The organism is Streptomyces sp. NBC_00872 (assembly GCF_045161915.1).
GTDB lineage: Bacteria > Actinomycetota > Actinomycetes > Streptomycetales > Streptomycetaceae > Streptomyces.
In genome coordinates, this window is record NZ_CP108806.1 from 382,301 (window position 1) to 399,440 (window position 17,140).

The 17,140-nt window shown below is 71.1% G+C and carries 10 protein-coding genes; 7 read left to right on the plus strand and 3 right to left on the minus strand.

The genetic code is table 11. The features are described from left to right. Positions 1 to 133: 133 nt before the first annotated feature. From OG214_RS01760 to OG214_RS01775, 4 genes are all read left to right on the plus strand, one after another. Positions 134 to 3,211 carry a DEAD/DEAH box helicase gene (locus OG214_RS01760; RefSeq protein ID WP_405983492.1) on the plus strand — a complete coding sequence of 1,026 codons (3,078 nt, stop codon included), beginning with the start codon at positions 134 to 136 and terminating at the stop codon, positions 3,209 to 3,211. After that, positions 3,208 to 4,671, plus strand: coding sequence for an SWF or SNF family helicase (locus tag OG214_RS01765; protein WP_405983493.1), 1,464 nt, complete (start codon positions 3,208 to 3,210; stop codon positions 4,669 to 4,671). The genes OG214_RS01760 and OG214_RS01765 overlap by 4 nt, the downstream gene beginning before the upstream one ends. 263 nt (positions 4,672 to 4,934) lie before the next feature. Continuing rightward, entirely contained in the window at positions 4,935 to 5,951 is a 1,017-nt protein-coding gene (locus OG214_RS01770; RefSeq protein WP_405983494.1) for an acetamidase/formamidase family protein, read from the plus strand. 201 nt (positions 5,952 to 6,152) lie between these two features. After that, complete coding sequence (locus OG214_RS01775) at positions 6,153 to 7,406, plus strand: GAF domain-containing protein (RefSeq protein ID WP_405983495.1); 1,254 nt, start codon at positions 6,153 to 6,155, stop codon at positions 7,404 to 7,406. A 201-nt stretch (positions 7,407 to 7,607) separates the two neighbouring features. Here OG214_RS01775 and OG214_RS01780 read toward each other — a convergent pair whose 3' ends face one another. Next, positions 7,608 to 8,639 (minus strand): alpha/beta hydrolase, encoded by a 1,032-nt coding sequence (locus OG214_RS01780; RefSeq protein WP_405983496.1) that lies wholly within the window; start codon positions 8,637 to 8,639, stop codon positions 7,608 to 7,610. A 443-nt stretch (positions 8,640 to 9,082) separates the two neighbouring features. Here OG214_RS01780 and OG214_RS01785 point away from each other — a divergent pair, with 443 nt between their 5' ends. The 3 genes from OG214_RS01785 (at position 9,083) to OG214_RS01795 (ending at position 12,493) form a co-directional block, all read left to right on the plus strand. Next, entirely contained in the window at positions 9,083 to 9,268 is a 186-nt protein-coding gene (locus OG214_RS01785) for a hypothetical protein (RefSeq protein WP_405983497.1), read from the plus strand. After that, complete coding sequence (locus tag OG214_RS01790) at positions 9,256 to 10,893, plus strand: APC family permease (protein WP_405983498.1); 1,638 nt, start codon at positions 9,256 to 9,258, stop codon at positions 10,891 to 10,893. The genes OG214_RS01785 and OG214_RS01790 overlap by 13 nt, the downstream gene beginning before the upstream one ends. 76 nt (positions 10,894 to 10,969) lie before the next feature. Further along, positions 10,970 to 12,493 (plus strand): aldehyde dehydrogenase family protein, encoded by a 1,524-nt coding sequence (locus tag OG214_RS01795; protein ID WP_405983499.1) that lies wholly within the window; start codon positions 10,970 to 10,972, stop codon positions 12,491 to 12,493. Positions 12,494 to 12,820: 327 nt separating this feature from the next. Here OG214_RS01795 and OG214_RS01800 read toward each other — a convergent pair whose 3' ends face one another. Both OG214_RS01800 and OG214_RS01805 read right to left on the minus strand, forming a co-directional pair. Further along, positions 12,821 to 16,330: a DEAD/DEAH box helicase gene (locus OG214_RS01800; RefSeq protein ID WP_405983500.1), complete on the minus strand. Its 3,510-nt coding sequence runs from the start codon at positions 16,328 to 16,330 to the stop codon at positions 12,821 to 12,823. Beyond that, the gene (locus OG214_RS01805) at positions 16,315 to 17,130 is read right to left on the minus strand and encodes a hypothetical protein (RefSeq protein ID WP_405983501.1); all 816 of its coding nucleotides are present in this window, start codon (positions 17,128 to 17,130) and stop codon (positions 16,315 to 16,317) included. The genes OG214_RS01800 and OG214_RS01805 overlap by 16 nt, the downstream gene beginning before the upstream one ends. Positions 17,131 to 17,140: the final 10 nt, after the last annotated feature.

Below are 17,140 nucleotides of genomic sequence, written 5' to 3' on the forward strand. Positions count from 1 at the left end.
GGTGGTGCTGGCTACACCCCGTCGACCAGGCGTGAGTCAGGTCACGGTGGCGCCGCTCCCGCGTGGCTTCGCGGTGAGGTACCCTCGGCGGCTCCGACCCGCAGTAGTCAAACTTGAGGAATGCGTCTTCGCTGTGCACAGGCTCCCCGCGGCAACGCCCTCCCGGCTCTCCGAACTCGCCCGATGCTCCACGGTCTTTCTGCCCGCGGACCCGGCCCGCACCGGCCGGATCGCCCACTGGCACCCCGACGGCGCGGAGCCGCCGTCCGCACCGGGCTCCGTGGAGGAGCTGGCTGTCGTCGACACCGATGGCCACCCTCTCACGGTCGGAGCGCTCCTGATGCCCGTAGCAGCGGCACTTCCGCTGCTGACCAGGGCCCGGACTCGCGCGGACGCCTCGCCGTCGACGGCCTTCTGGGGCGCTGCCACCCTGCTGGCTCTGCAACTCGCGGCCCGCGGACGGCTGTTGCCGGGTCTCACCGGGACGGACCATGACGCGTGGCGGGCCGGGCCGCTGACCGGGGAGGATCTGGAGCGGATCCGTACGCTCGCCGCCTCGATGCCGCCCTCCGCCCATGCCGTCCCTCTCGGTACGGCGCCACCGGGATCGCTCCTGCTGCCCGCGCCCGAGCGGCTGTTGCGGGACTTCCTCGACGCGGTGGTCGACGGGCTCCCTCGCACACCCGCCGCCGAACTCGCCGCCGCGGGACCCGCCTTCACCGCCGTGCGGGCCAATCGGTTCCCCGAGCTGCGCGGATGGGCGGCCGATGTGGCCGCCGGCCATGACGCGGGCGTACGGCTCTCCCTCCGCGTCGAACTGCCCGGCCTCCCGGACCCCCGGGTGCCGGACGCGCGAGTCGCGGACCCCGGTCCCCGCTCCGGAGTTGGACCCGCAGATGGTGTGGGTCCAGGTACGGGTCCGAGTCCGGGTCCAGTTCCAGGTGCCGTTGAGACGGCCGGGGCGGACCTCGTCTTCCGTGCCGTACTCCAGATGCACAGCGTCAGCGACCCCACGGTCGTCGCCGACGCCTCCGCCGTGTGGTCGGGTACGGGATCCACCGGTACGGCCTTCGGCCCGCGCGCCCGGATGGACGCCCTGCTCGCCCTGCGCCGCGCCGCCCGCGCCTGGCCACCGCTCACCCCGCTGCTCTCGGCCGCCGTACCGGACGCCATCGAACTCGCGGACGAGGACATCACCGATCTCCTCGGCGAAGCCTCCACGGCGCTCGCCGCGACCGGCGTCCAGGTCCACTGGCCCAAGGAACTGGCCCGCACACTGACGGCACGCGCGGTCATCGGCCCCGACGACACCGCGCCGCCCGTCCCCGGCGGCCGGGCGGAGAGCGACGCCGACCGCGCCTGGCGGGGGAAGACCGGTCAGGACATCCGGAACGTCCAGGACGACCAACACGGCCCGTACCGGACGACCGGCACCGATCTGCCCGCCTTCCTCTCGGCCGACGCCCTGCTCTCCTTCAACTGGCTCTTCGCGCTGGGCGATCAGCGGCTCACCCGCACCGAGCTGGACCAACTCGCCGAGGCGAGCCGCCCCGTGGTCCGGCTGCGCGGGCAGTGGGTGCTGATCGATCCCGCGGAGGCCAGGCGCGCCCGGCGGAGCCAGAACCGCAAGATCACCCCGCTCGACGCCCTCGGCGCCGTACTGACCGGCTCGACCGAGGTCGAGGGGCGCCGGGTCGAGGTGGCGGCCACCGGCTGGCTCGCCCGGCTGCGCGACCGTCTCGCCGATCCCGAGCGGACGGGAAGCGACGAACAGGAGATCGGCCCGCCCGCGGCGCTCACCGCGACCCTGCGCGACTACCAGCTCCGGGGGCTCAATTGGCTGCACCGTATGACCTCGCTCGGCCTCGGCGGCTGTCTCGCCGACGACATGGGCCTCGGCAAGACCGTCACCCTCATCGCGCTCCATCTGCACCGGCAGACCGACGTCTCGGCCGCCGGTCCGACCCTGGTCGTCTGTCCGGCCTCACTGATGGGCAACTGGCAGCGCGAGATCGAACGGTTCGCACCCGGCACGCCCGTACGGCGCTTCCACGGCACCACACGTGACCTGGAGAGCCTCGAAGCGGGGGAGTTCGTCCTCACCACCTACGGCACGATGCGGCTGGACGCGGCCGGACTCGCCGGTGCCGACTGGGGCATGGTCGTCGCCGACGAGGCGCAGCACATCAAGAATCCGTACTCGGCCACCGCCAGAGCGCTGCGTACGATCGGTGCCCGAGCGAGGGTGGCGCTCTCCGGCACCCCCGTGGAGAACAATCTTTCCGAGCTGTGGGCCATCCTCGACTGGACGACTCCCGGGCTGCTCGGCCGACTTGGCACGTTCCGTACCCGGTACGCACGGTCCGTGGAGAGCGGCGACGACCCGGCGGCGGCCGAGCGGCTCGCCGCGCTGGTACGCCCGTTCCTGCTGCGCCGCCGCAAGTCCGACCCGGGCATCGCGCCGGAGCTGCCGCCCAAGACCGAGACCGACCGGGCCGTCTCCCTCACCCCCGAGCAGGCGGGACTGTACGAGGCGCTCGTACGGGAGACCCTCGCGGCGATCGCGGCGGCCGACGGCATGGAGCGGCGCGGGCTGATCGTCAAGCTGCTGACCGGACTCAAGCAGATCTGCAACCACCCGGCGCAGTTCCTCAAGGAGGAGCGGCCGCGTATCGCGGACCGCTCGGGAAAGCTGGATCTGCTGGACGAGTTGCTCGGCACCATCCTGGCCGAGGGCGCGAGTGTGCTGGTCTTCACGCAGTACGTACAGATGGCGCGGCTGCTCGAACAGCATCTCGCGGCGCGCGGTGTGCCCACCCAGTTTCTGCACGGCGGCACACCGGTCCCCGAGCGCGAGGCGATGGTGGACCGCTTCCAGAACGGTGAAGTGCCGGTCTTCCTGCTGTCGTTGAAGGCGGCGGGCACCGGGCTCAATCTCACCCGCGCCGAGCATGTCGTCCACTTCGACCGCTGGTGGAACCCCGCCGTGGAGGCGCAGGCGACGGACCGCGCGTACCGCATCGGCCAGGACCGGCCCGTACAGGTGCACCGGATGATCACCGAAGGCACGATCGAGGACCGGATCGCCGACATGCTGGCCCGTAAGAAGGAGTTGGCCGACGCGGTGCTCGGTTCCGGCGAGACGGCCCTGACCGAACTGACCGACACCGAGCTGGCGGATCTGGTGGAGCTGCGAGGAAGCGCGCGATGAGCGGTACGTACTACACGGACGACAGGGACGAAACGGACTACATGGATCCCACGGATCCCACCGCCGCCACGGACCGAGGGGACACCCGGGAAATGCGGGGGATCCGGGAGAGCCGGGAGACCCGGGACGACGTCGAGCGCACTTTCGCCGCCCCCGCGCCCCCGCGTGGCCGCGGTTTCGCCCACACCTGGTGGGGCAAGGCCTGGCTCAAAGCGCTGGAGGAGACCGCGCTCGACGGCGCGCCACTGGCGACGGGACGCAGACACGCCCGCGAGGGCGCGGTGGGTGCCGTGACCGTACGGCCGGGAAGGATCACCGCGGTCGTACAGGACCGGGACGGTACCGCGTACCGCAGCGATGTGCTGCTGCAGCGGCTGAGCGAGGAGGAGTGGGACCGCTTCCTGGACATGGCGGTGGACCGGGCGGGCCATATCGCGGCGCTGCTGGACCGGGAGATGCCACCGCACCTGGTCGAGGACGCGGCGGCGGCCGGGGTCGAACTGCTTCCGGGGATAGGCGACCTGGAGCCGGAGTGCGGCTGCGAGGCATGGGACCACTGCGCGCACTCGGCGGCGCTCTGCTATCAGATGGCCAGGCTGCTGGACCAGGATCCGTTCGTCCTGCTGCTGATTCGCGGCAGGAGCGAGCGCCGGCTCCTCGACGAGTTGCATGTGCGCAGTGTCGCGCGGGCGTCGCGGGCCGGCGGCGCGCGAGCCGGCGGTACGGAGGGCGAGACGCCGGACGCGGAGGCGGCGGCCTCCGAGGCGGCGGGCGTGGACGCCGTGACGGCCTTCGCGGCACGGGACATACTGCCGCCGCTGCCCGCTCCCCCGCCGGTGCCACGGGAGCCGGGACAGCCTCCGGCCCTCGACGCCGAGACGGATCCGTCACTTACGGCCGGCCCGTCGTCCGGAGCCGATGGGCCGCCGGAGATGGACGCGGACGTGCTGGAGTTCCTGGCCACGGACGCGGCGGCGCGGGCCCTGCGCATGTTGTCCGACGCGCTCGCGCCCGATCATGAACAGCAGCCACCGGAAGCTGAATTGACGCTCCGTCAGGACAGCGTCCGACTCGCCGCGGCGACCTCCGACACCCGTCTCCTGGCACGGCTCGCCGCCGGCACCGGCCGGCAGCGCGCGGAGCTGGACCTCGCCGTACGCGCCTGGCGCCTCGGTGGCGCGGCGGCCCTCGCCGTACTGGAGGACGACTGGACACCGGAGCCGGAGGCCCTCGCGCGGGCGCGAGCGGCTCTCGACACCGCCTGGGAGGACGGGGACCGGCCCCTGCTCCGGGCCATGGGCGCGGGCCGCTGGTCGGTCGCCGACGCGTCGGCACAACTGCGGTACGGACGCGACGGACGCTGGTGGCCCTACCGGAAGGAGCGCGGACGCTGGGCCCCGGCGGGTCCCGCCGCCCACGATCCGGCGGCGGCCCTGGCGGACGCGCTGGACGAGGGCTGACGGAGAGCCCACGGAAAGTTGGGGCGGGCCCGGGGCAGGGCGGAGAAGGGCGGAGAAAGGTCCGACGAGGACGGGTGCGAGGACGGGGACAGGAACGGGGACGGACGGCCGAGGAAGATCCGACGGGGAGGGGACAGGAACGGGGGGCGGAAGGCAGGGACACCGGCCAAGAGCCTGGTCGTAGCCGCTTCCGTCCGTGTGTCCCGTCGCCGTACGGTGAGGGCCGCGTATCTCCGCCGGCCGAGAACGGGAGCAGCCCGCCCATGAGTGACCCCAGAATCCTGACCGTACGCCCCGAGAAGGGCGAGTACGCCTGGACTTTCGGCGGCGCTCCGCCCGTCGCGCGCATCACCCCGGGTACGGTCCTGGATCTGTTCACCGAGGACTGCTTCGCCGGGCGCGTACGGTCCGAGAAGGACCTGGTGTCCGAGGTCTGCGAGTTCCCCTTCCTCAATCCGCAGACCGGCCCCTTCCATATCGAGGGCGCGGAGCCCGGCGACACGCTCGCCGTGCACTTCGTCTCGATCCGGCCCGCCCGGGACTGGGCCGCGTCCACGACCGTGCCGCTCTTCGGCGCGCTCACCTCCACCCACACGACGGCCACGCTTCAGCCGCCGCTCCCGGAGGTCGTCTGGATGTGGCAGCTCGACCGGGCGCGCGGCACCTGTCTGTTCAGCGCTCGCGACAGCGATATCGAGATCGAGCTGCCGATGGACCCGATGCACGGCACGGTCGGGGTGGCCCCGGCCAATCTGGAGGTACGGTCCGCTCTCGTACCCGACGCGCACGGCGGGAACATGGACACCCCGGAGATGCGGGCCGGGGTCACCTGCTATCTCGGGGTCAATGTCGAGGGCGCGATGCTCAGTCTGGGCGACGGGCATGCCCGCCAGGGCGAGGGCGAGACCTGCGGGGTCGCCGTCGAGTGCGCCATGAACACGGTGGTGATCGTCGAACTGCTCAAGGGCGTCGCGACTCCCTGGCCGCGTATCGAGTCCGACACGCACATCATGTCGACCGGCTCGGCCCGGCCCCTGGAGGACGCCTTCCGTATCTCCCAGCTCGATCTGGTCCAGTGGCTGAACCGCGACTACGGGCTGTCGGAGCTGGACGCGTATCAGCTCGTCAGCCAGGCCGGCGAGGCTCCGCTCGCCAATGTCTGCGACACCAATTACACCTGTGTGGCGAAGATCCGCAAGGAGTGGCTGCCCGCCGGTGAACCGCATCGCGGGCTGCACCGCCATCTTCGCGAGACGGCGACCGTACTGCCCACGGGCTGACCGGGGGCTGACCGGGCAGCCTCCTGATCCCCCGATCGTCGCCTCCCGTTGACGGCCTCCCGCCGGATGTCGCGTGTTCGCCGTCGCGCCGGGCGGCGAGGCGCGGGCATCACACCGTCCGGCGGCTGTCAGGACGCTTGCCGGGCGGTGTCGCCGGGGTGACGATGGTCGAGTCCGGCCCGTCCGACCGGGGAGGCCGTGTTGTCCGACACCTGGGTGGCCCTCGAAGGGGGCACCGATCCGGCGGAGCACCGTGGCGTACTGCGCCGGGCGCACGAGTCGTTCGCGACCGCCGGCCGGGTCGAGCGGCCCGTACGGCCGGTGGTCGCCGCCTCCTGGCGGCGTTCCGCCCGTGCCCGGGTGAGCCCCGAGGGCACGGCACGCGTCGAGCTGACCGACGACGGACTCGCCTCGTACCGTGACGCGCATCCCCTCTCCCGGATGATGCCGCTGTTCCGTGAACTGATGGGCGCGTACGCCATGGACGGCGAGCATCTGATGGCGGTGTGCGACGCGCACGGCAGACTCCTGTGGGTCGAGGGGCACAGGGCGACCCGGCTGCGCGCGGGCCGGATGAACTTCGTCCCGGGGGCCCGCTGGTCGGAGGCCGTGACCGGAACGAACGCGCCGGGCACCGCGATCGCCGTGGACCGACCCGTGCAGGTCTTCGCCGCCGAACACTTCCAGCGGCCCGTCCACCCCTGGACCTGCGCGGCGGCGCCCGTCCACGATCCGTACACGGGACGGCTGCTGGGCGCGGTGGACATCACCGGCGGGGACCGGCTGGCCCATCCGCACAGCCTGGCCTTCGTCGGCGCGGTCGCACGGGCCGCCGAATCGCAGCTCGCCCTGCTCGCCCCGCCGCCCGCAGCCGATTCCGTACGGCTGTCGGCGCTGGGCCGTGACGAAGCGCTGCTCATCACGGCGGGCCGCAAGGTCAGACTGAGCCGCAGGCACAGCGAGATCCTGACCCTGCTCGCCCGGCGTCCGGAGGGCGCCACCGGCGATGAGCTGCTGGTGGAGTTGTACGAGGACGAGTCGGTCAACCCGGTCACGCTGCGCGCCGAACTCTCCCGGCTGCGCGGACTGCTCGGTCCCGGGCTGCTGCGCTCGCGCCCGTACCGGCTGGCGGTCCGCGTCGACGCGGACTTCGACACCGTGGCCCGGCGGCTGGCCTCGGGCTCGGTGGCCGCCGCGCTGAGCGCGTACGAGGGGCCGTTGCTGCCCGGCTCGCAGGCGCCCACCGTGGTACGGCTGCGGCGGCGCCTCGCGGACCAGCTCCGCGCGGCACTGATCGCCCGGGGCGACCCGGGGCTGCTGGCCGACTGGGCGTACAGCCCGTGGGGCGAGGACGATCTCCCGGTCTGGCGGGCGCTCGCGTCCGTACTCCCCGTACAGCAGCGGCCCGCCGCGCTCGCGCGCGTGCGTGAACTGGACGCGTGGCAGCGGCCCTGACGCGGATCGCGCCAAGGCGCCAGGGGTATTCCGCGTACGGGCATCTCAGGCGCAAGGATCTACGGATGTACGGGCGGATCGGCGCACCTGCACACCGGCGCACCGGGCGCACGGATGTACGGGCGCACCGGGCGTTCGGCGCGGCTGCGGCCGGGCCGTCGACCGGGCCGGGCCGCCGACCCGTCCGCCGGCCGGGGCCAGTCAGGTCGCGCCGATGGCGGCCGCCAGCATCGGCAGTGCGCGGGTGAGGGAGCGTTCCCAGTAGGGCCAGGTGTGGGTGCCGGGGCCGTAGCGGTCGGCGGTGACGTTCAGGCCGAGGGCCTGGGCACGGGCTATGTAGTCCCCCGCCATCAGGTCGAGCACCGCCTCCAGGGCGTCGGGAGTACGGTCCGGCGGGTCGAACGGGCCGGGCAGACCGTTGCCGCTGCTGACGTACACGGGGAAGCCACGAGGGAGGCGCGAGATGAGTTCGTACGCGTTGTGTCCACGCCAGAGGGCCGCCTGGGCGGTGGGGTCGCCCCACAGATCGAGTGGTTCGAGTCCCTGTCCCCTGACGATGTTCTGGATCCCGGTCGTGTAGCGCGCCGTGTTGACGAGTCCGCTGAAGGACGCGGCGGCGCGGAAGAGCGTCGGATACTGGGCGGCGTAGTACAGCGCGCCGTGTCCGCCCATGGACAGTCCGGCGACGGCGCGGCGGTCGTTGGCCCGCAGCTGCTGTTCCAGGATCCGGCGGACCTCGGTGAGGTGGAAGGTCTCCCAGGCGGGAGCGCCGTACCGGCCCTGGTTCCACCAGTTGGCGTAGAAGCCCGCCGGGCCGCCCTCCGGCGTCACGATCAGGGCAGGCGTATCGGCCGTGATGGCGGCGGCGTTGCCCCAGCCGGTGGAGCCGGGGCCGCCGCAGCAGCCGTGCAGCAGATAGAGCACGGGCCAGCGGCGGGTGGGTGAATCGTCCCAGCCGGGCGGGAGCAGCACGGTGGCGTTGGCGGTGCGGCCCAGTGCGGGTGACTCGATCCGCAGGTTCACGGTGCGTTCGTCGACCCGCTCGGCGGCCAGCAGGCGTGCCCGGCGGCGGGCGGAAGGAGGCGCGGCGGACGCGGACGCGACGGACCCGGAGACCACGGATCCGGAGACCAGGGCCCCCACGCCGGTGACGGCGAGCGCGGCGACGGCCCGCCGCCGGGTGAGGGGGCGCGGGGCGGACAAGTCGGTGGCGGAGTGGGGCGGTTGGGACATGGTGTCTTCTCCGTCTCTCTTCGGGCTCTCTCCGGTCCGTGCGGGGTACGCGCGGGTGGAGCGTGAGGTACGTGGGGGTGCCGGGCGGTGCCTGTGCGGGCGCCGGACGGTGGCCAGGGCCGGGCAGCACGGTGTTGCGCTTGTGCGGACCATGACAATCCCTTGTTTGTCTTACGTCAGCGCCCGGGGCGTGTAAAGGGTTCTCACCCGGAGAGGGGTGAACGTCTCTCCGGCGCAGCTCGGTCGACAGGAAGCGCTTTCTCCACGCGTTGGCCGTACGGGAGTCCGGCAACGGATTTTCGACGTGCCGGAGCCTTACCGGATCCATCGGCGAGCGGAGGTGGCGTGCCCACCGGCCACCGTCCCCCACACTGCGAACCGATCCCGATCTCCTTACTCTCGGTTCACAGGCACCACGGTGTGTGTCGATACGAAGGAGTGTCATGCCGGAGCTGTTCATCGGCGGCGGATGGGCCGAGGGCGCGGTACCGCGCGGCGGCGGCGCGCGGCCGGACGATCAGGCTCTTGCCTTCGGCCGCGAGCCGGGCTTCCCCGGACCGGCGGAGCACCGGGAGATCGGGCATGTGCGGCGCGATCCCCCGCCGAGGCCGCGGGGGTGGTTCGGGTGAGTACAGGACCCGGGCCGGAACCCGAGCGCGCCCTCGGCTACTCCCACACCGGCAGCTCCCACACCTTCGCCGCCGGGATCAGCTACATCTCGATCCTGACCGGCACCTTCCAGCTCTTCTACTTCGGCGTCGAATTCGCGGGGCCCGGCTACTGGTGGTCATGGCCGATGGTCTTCCTCGGCCAGCTCATGGTGGCGCTGTGCTTCTGCGAGCTGGCCGCCCGTTGTCCGGTCGCCGGCTCGGTCCACAACTGGGCCAGGACGCTCGGCGGTCCGCATATCGGCTGGCTGGGCGGCTGGATGATGGTGACGGCCACCATGGTCTCCCTCTCCGCGGTCGCCCTCGCCTACCAGATCACCCTGCCGCAGATCTCGGAGTTCTTCCAGTTCGTGGGGACCGGCACAGGCAGAACCGACGCCGCCGCGAACGCCGTACTGCTCGGCTCGGTGCTGATCGTCCTCACCACCTTGGTGAACGTGTTCGGAGTCAGGCTGATGGCCCGGATCAGCTCCGCCGGCCTACTGGTCGAACTGATCGCCGCCCTCACCCTGATCGCGCTGCTCGCCTCGCATCTCACGCACGGACCGGAGGTGATCGACCGGACAGCCGGTTACGGCGTCGGTGAGTCGCTCGGCCATGTCTGCGCCTTTCTGACCGCCGCACTCGCCTCCGCCTATGTGATGTACGGATTCGGCACGGCGTCGTCATCGCCCGGTGGGGAGTCGCCCGGTGAGGGGTCGCCCGGTGAGGGGTCGCCCCGCGAGGGGTCGCCCCGCGAGAAGTGGCTCAGTGAGGGGTCGCCCCGTGAAAACTCGCTCGGTGAGGAGTCGCCCGGCCCCGGCCGCGACGCACCGCGCGCGCTTCTGCGGGCCCTTGTCGTCTGCTTGCTGATCGGCGGGCTCGTCCTCCTGTTCGCCCTGCTGGCTGTGCCCGATCTCAACTCCGCACGGCTCTCCGTGGACGGTCTCCAGTTCGTGGTGCTCTCCACCCTCGGTCCGACCGTCGGCGCGACCGTACTGTGGTGCGTGGTCATCGCCATCACCGTCTGCGCGCTGGCGGTCCAGGCGGCCGGGATCCGGCTGGTCCTCGCGATGGCCCGCGACAACTCTCTGCCCGCCGCCTCGCTGCTCGCCCGGGTCGGTCCACGGTCCGGAACCGCGGTGGTACCCGCGATCGTCACCGGCCTGGTCGCCGTCGGCGTTCTGGTGATCAACGTCAATCAGCCGCGGATCTTCTCGGTGATCAGCGGTGTCGCGGTCGTCATGATCTATCTGGCCTGTCTGACCGTCACACTCCCCATGCTGGTGCGGCGGCTGCGCGGCACCTGGCAGCCGACGTCCGAGGGGCACTTCTCGCTCGGCCGGTTCGGGCTGCCGGTCAATCTCCTCGCCGTCCTCTGGGGCATCGGCATGTCGGCCAATCTCGCCTGGCCACGCTCCGAGGTCCACGGCGCGGAGCCGCCCTTCCCCTGGTATCCGCGCTGGGGCGTGCTCCTCTTCGCCGCCGTCGTCGCCGCGGGCGGCTTCACGTACTACTGGCTCGTCCAGCGCGAACGTACGGGTGCGGTCGAAGCACACCGCTCCGGGGCGGCGGACCCGCCGTCCACCGCACCCACGGCAACCTGATTGCAACGTACCGGTCCCTACTGTCCGACGTGCGGCGTCCAACGGCGGGCGCCGCGGAAACCGGGAGGCCACCGAAATGACCCGTTACACAGCACCCGGCAGCGACGGCGCGATCGTCTCGTACGCGTCACGCTACGACCACTGGATCGGCGGGGAGTACGTCCCGCCGGCCCGCGGGCAGTACTTCGAGAATCCCAGCCCGGTCAATGGCCGCCCCTTCACCGAGATCGCCCGTGGTACGGCCGAGGACGTCGAGCGGGCCCTGGACGCGGCGCACGGCGCGGCACCCGGCTGGGCGAGTACCCCGGCGGCGGAGCGCGCCAATATCCTCAACCGGATCGCCCACCGGATGGAAGAGCGCCTGGAGGAACTGGCGGTCGCCGAGAGCTGGGAGAACGGCAAGCCGGTCCGCGAGACCCTGGCGGCCGACATCCCGCTCGCCATCGACCACTTCCGCTACTTCGCGGGCGCGCTGCGCGCCCAGGAGGGCTCGCTCAGCGAACTGGACGACGACACCGTCGCGTACCACTTCCACGAGCCGCTCGGTGTGGTGGCCCAGATCATTCCATGGAACTTCCCGATCCTGATGGCCACCTGGAAACTGGCGCCCGCGCTGGCCGCGGGGAACACCGTCGTACTGAAGCCCGCGGAGCAGACCCCGGCGTCCATCCATCTCTGGATGAGCCTGATCGCCGATCTGCTGCCGCCGGGCGTGGTCAATATCGTGAACGGTTTCGGTGTGGAGGCCGGCAAGCCGCTGGCGTCGAGCCCCCGGGTGGCCAAGGTCGCCTTCACCGGCGAGACGACGACGGGGCGGCTGATCATGCAGTACGCGTCGGAGAACATCAAGCCGGTCACCCTGGAGCTCGGCGGCAAGAGCCCGAACCTCTTCTTCGACGACGTCTGGGCCGCCGACGACGACTTCCGTGACAAGGCGCTCGAAGGTTTCACCATGTTCGCGCTGAACCAGGGCGAGGTGTGCACCTGTCCGTCACGGGCACTCATCCAGGACGGCCACTACAACGAGTTCCTGGAGGCGGGCGTGGCCCGCACCGAGGCGATCGTGCCGGGGAACCCGCTCGACACCGCGACGATGATCGGGGCGCAGGCCTCCAACGACCAGTTGGAGAAGATCCTCTCGTATGTGGACATCGGGCAGCAGGAGGGCGCGAAGGTCCTGACGGGCGGTCAGCGGATCGATTACGACAACGAGTTGGCGGGCGGCTACTACGTCCAGCCCACCATCTTCCAGGGCCACAACCGTATGCGGATCTTCCAGGAGGAGATCTTCGGCCCCGTTCTCGCGGTCACGTCGTTCAGCGACTTCGACGACGCGGTCAAGACCGCGAACGACACACTGTACGGACTCGGCGCGGGCGTCTGGACCCGCGACATGAACACCGCCTACCGCGCGGGCCGCGCCATCCAGGCGGGCCGTGTCTGGACGAACTGCTACCACACCTACCCGGCACACGCCGCCTTCGGCGGCTACAAGCAGTCGGGCATCGGCCGCGAGAACCACCGGATGATGCTGGAGCACTACCAGCAGACGAAGAACATTCTTTGTTCTTACAGCCCTCAGAAGCTTGGCTTCTTCTAGAGCCTGAAGTCGGGTTGCTTGGAGGCATCGTTGGGCTCCAGGCAACCCGTCATAGAAGATACTCACTGTAATCAATTGGGTTTCTAGAGCTACAGTCTGGCGTCCAGGGGAGTTCCCGCCGGACCATTCGCGGACCAAAGATCTCCGACGGACCCAACCCACGAGCCGCCCTCATGAGCGCAGCGATCCGTGGATACCGGTAACCGTCGGCACCCGTACTTCCGTGTCAACGCCTCCACGGGCGGCGGCAAGTCGGTGACTCTGCGGTCATCGCCCTCCCCTTGAACCGCAGTCCCCGCGCTTGGTTCCCTGCGACAGGGCCAAGCGCTACCGGGCGCGCCGGGTGGTGATGAGCTGACCGTTGTGGAGCCGGTGGTTGAGGTCGAGGCCGCTGTCGAGCATCGCGAGGACATCGAGGTGGCGGTCGGCGGGCACGGTCGCCACCCGGCGGCGGTCGCGGCCGACGCGGATGGTGGGGTGGCGCTCGCTAGGCCGTGCGACGCTGACCGGGCCGTCGGGTGTCCCTGCTGCCAGCCGAGTTAGCGGGGTGGTGGCGGCGCGGTTGTCGAGGAGCTGGTTGATCGGGTCGGAGGGGGTTCGGACGTAGTCGAGGAGGTCCTGGACCTCGTAGTCGTTCGCCTCGTACTGCCGCGTCCAGCCGTCGATGTGGTGCTGGGCGGTCCACTGCCGCAGGCCGGCCGACCGGTGCCCCAGGCGGGCGGCATCGCGGCCGAGGAGGTGGGCGATGCGTCGGGAGGTGATGCCGGAGGTGAGCAGGGTCAGGGCCTGCTCGGTGTCGACGCCGTGGCGGATGTGCCAGGCGGTGTGCGTGTTGAGCCTGGGTACGCCGGGAGAGAGCACGGGACTGGTGTTGACCAGGTTGATGAGGGCGCCGACGGTCCAGCTTAGGGCGTGCCCGAAGGCGGTGCTGATGTTGCGTACCGCCTGTTCGAGCGCCCACCCGGCAGCGACGCCGGGCTGCCAGGAACGGGCGAGGTCGGGGATCGTGGTGCCGGAGATCCACTCGCGGAGCGCGGGGGCGATCGGGACGTCCATCTGTGTGCCCCGTGTCTCCTTGTCCTTGAAGCCCCAGGTCTTGGTGACCTCCGGGACGTGGTCGAGTAGACGGTCGAAGACCTGGTGCTCGGTGAGGAAGTCGAGGGTGCGTTGCAGCGACCACTCCTCCGGTTCGGCGAGCCGGTCGCCTCCGATGGCGTCGTCCACCGTGTGCCGGTCGAGCAGCACGGCCAACTGGTTCGCGAGCCAGTCGAGGTAGCGGGCCGACCCCAGGCTGGTGCCGGTGGCGGCCCACCGGCCGGCCTGGGCCGGGTCGGTGGTCTCGAACACGGTGGCAACCTTGTCCGCGAGGGTGAGCCACCGGCTGGTTTGCCGCCCGTTGCCTCTCTGGGACAGGGCGAACAGTGCGTCCAGGGCGTCGATGGAATTGCCCTGCGGCGTCGGCGAGGAAGCGTGGAGCTGCAGGACGAGCCAGACGAACGAGGCGAAGTCTGCGGCGATACCATCCGCCAGCGCGAAGACTCCGTCAGCGTCCTGTCGCAGGGTGTCCTCGGCGTCAGCGAGTGCGGTCAGGGCCTCGTCGGTCAGCAGTGCGGAAACGACGCGCAACTGCTCCGGGTCGGGGTTGAGGGAGTCGAACTCGTCGGGGCGGGGCGGGTAGGGGCGGGTCAGGAAGATCCACCCCTCGCTCTCCCGACCGGCCCGCCCGGCGCGGCCGATGGCGTTGAGGAGCTCGGCGGGGGACAGGGTGCGCTGGCCGTCGTAGGTGAGCGGGTCGCCGTCGACCTTGTGGTGGATGATGACGGTACGCACGGGCAGGTTGACGCCGTCGGTGAGGGTGCTGGTGCTGGCGATCGCCAGGAGCTCGTTGCGACGCAGCGCGCCCTCGACGGCGTGCAGGACATCCTCGGGCAGGGCGCCGTGGTGGTAGGCGACGCCGTGCCGGGTGCAGCGCACTAGCGGGTGTTCCGTGCCGAGCGTGTCGGCGAGGTAGTCGGTGAGAGCCTCGGCTTCGGGCCGCTCGGGCAGGCACTCGGCGATGGCGAGTGCCGCGTCACGGGCTGCCCGCCGGGTGCCGACGACCATCAGCACGCTGCCGACCGCAGTGAGTTCCGCGGCGCCAGCGGCGAAGACCTGGTAGTCGGCGATCCCGCCTGGCAGACGGGTCCGCGCGTTCCACCGGCCTGCGGAGCCGGCGAAGCGCCGCGTGCCCACCTCTCCGGTAGTCAGTCGGGCGATGGCGGACGAGGCGGTCGGCCGGACATCAAGGAGGGTCTCGACGGGCACGGTGGCGAGCACCGGCGAGGCATGCTTTGCCGTCGGTCGCCGCTCCGTCAACTCGGCCTGCTCCGCTATGAGGTTCGGATACATGAGCCCGTGCATCCGGCGCGGGCCCCGCCAGGTGTCGGTGAAGTAGACCTCCCGTTCGGGGCGCTCCGGGTCGAGCCACGAGGCGATGTCGCCCTTATTGCCGACCGCCGCGGACAGCAGCACGAGTCGGATGTCCCTGCGAGCCTGCAGCAGCGTGAGCAGGCTCTCCAGCACGAAGCCGCGCCGCCCCTGGCCCAGGTGGTGGGCCTCGTCGACGACGACCAGCCCGACCTCCGCCAGTGCTTCGCCGGGGTGGTTGCGGATCATGTGCATGAGCCGCTCCGGGGTGACGATCTCCACGTCCCCGCCGTCCGGCTGGGCCGAGGAGGTCCAGGTGCCCAGCGGAAAATCCGGTTGCTCTGCAGCCAGGCGCCGCCCGAGCACCCGCAGCCGGCCCCGCAGTGTCCCGCGCATCTCCCGCCCCAGACTGCGCATCGGCGACACGTACACCACGCGCCCGGGGCGCTGCGCCAGGTGCGAGCAGATCACCAGCTGCGCCATCAGCGTCTTGCCCGCGCTGGTCGGTACACTGATCAGGCTTCGAGACGTCGCCGGGTCGAGCGGATTGCCGCGCTTGAGCATCAGGAGCTGGCGCTGCGGCGGCCAGAGCGTCATCACTGGCGGCTCCGACAGTGCGAAGCTCCGCGACACTGCCCGGGGAGTGCCCGGGGGGAGCAGTTGGTACAGGCTGCTGGCCGCCATCTCCCCACTCAGCTGGTACAGATGCGCGGCAACCCACCGCGCGAGCCGGTCGCCCCCGCCGGCCGCCTGCGTCATCACGTCCCGCAGCAGCCGCTGCGCCGCCAACAGATCCCGTTCCTCGCCCACTGCCAGGAACTGGTACAGGTGGAAGACGGCCTCCACAACGGCCTCTGCGGGCCCGTACATGGTCCCCGCCAGGGACTCGCGGCGCATCATTGCCCTCACCCCACGCAGCTGCCGCCTCCACGCACGCAGCGCCCGGCCCAGCTCTGGGCGGTCGAAGCCGAGAAAGATGACGCCGACCTCTACCGACAGGGTGCCGATGTGCCCGCGCAGTTCACCGGTGATGTCAACGAGAGCGTGGACCTGCCGGTAGACGGCGGTGGCGTTCGGGTCCTGCTCGCTGCGCCGGTATCCGGCTTGGGCGGCGAAGGCGATCTGGAGCCGCTCAGCCTCGGGTCTGCGTTCGTCGCCCAGGGCGAGGTCCATCAGGTGCGCGCTTGTGGCGAAGGCTCGCCGCACCTGCACCGCGTCGTAGCCAGGAGTCTCCGGGGCGAGCGCCGCGAGCCCGTGCAGGTACCACGCCGTGGCGAGGGTCTCGTCCTCGATCTCCCGCTCACCGCGGAAGGCCGCGACCTCTAGCTCGGTCATCGCCGCCAGCAGGTCCCGTGCGCTGGGCAGCACCCCGCCCGCCCGGTGCTCGCCGAGCGCGGACGCGAGTACCTCCAGGTCTAGAGTGCGCTCCACACGTACCTCCTCACGTCCTTCGCGAAGTCTTCAAGGTCTTCGATCGCCACCACTACGCCCTGCAGCGCGCCCGGGTGGGTGTGGGTGGTGAAGTGCTGGTGCGAGCGCTCGAAGGCCGTGTCCGGGATGTATTCGGCGTCGAGAGCGATGCTGACCCCGCCGTTCCCCGACGCCTTCGCGTCCACCCATTGCCGAGCTATTGAGGCAACGAACTCCCGGGTGTCGGGGGCCAGCTCCCGGCCTCCCCACGAGATCTGACCCAGGTACCGCGCCCCCCAAGTGTTCAACTGCTGCCATGCCTTGCGGATCGTGTCGCTCGGCTTCGTCTTTTCCGCGGTGAATTTCTTCATCTCCCACAACCGGAAGACGAACCCCAGCTCGCTGCCGGGCACTCGGTGGATCACCAGCCCGTCCGGCCCGCTGTCCGTCACCGTCGATGAGGGCGGGTCCAGGATCTCCACGCTGCGCCCCGGCTCGGGGGGAAGGTCGCGGGTGGAGAGATACCAGAGCCACTCGCCTACGTAGCCAGTAATGCCGGTGGTGTCGTTGGCCTCGAATACCGGGCCGGCGTAGAGCAGGACGTGGGCGCGATCGGGGCCGGTCAGCGGGGTGCCGGCCAGGGCGCTGTCGCGCCAGAGCCGGTATGCAAGGTCGTCCAGGTCGGTACGGGCCCGCATGATCTCGTCGGCGATGATCCAGGCTGCCGCATCAAGGTCCTCGGGCTCCGGCCCGATGGTTACCACCAAGTCCCACGGGCACACCTGTCCGATGCCGCGGCTCTCCCGCTGAGTGAAGTCCACAAGGCGGCCT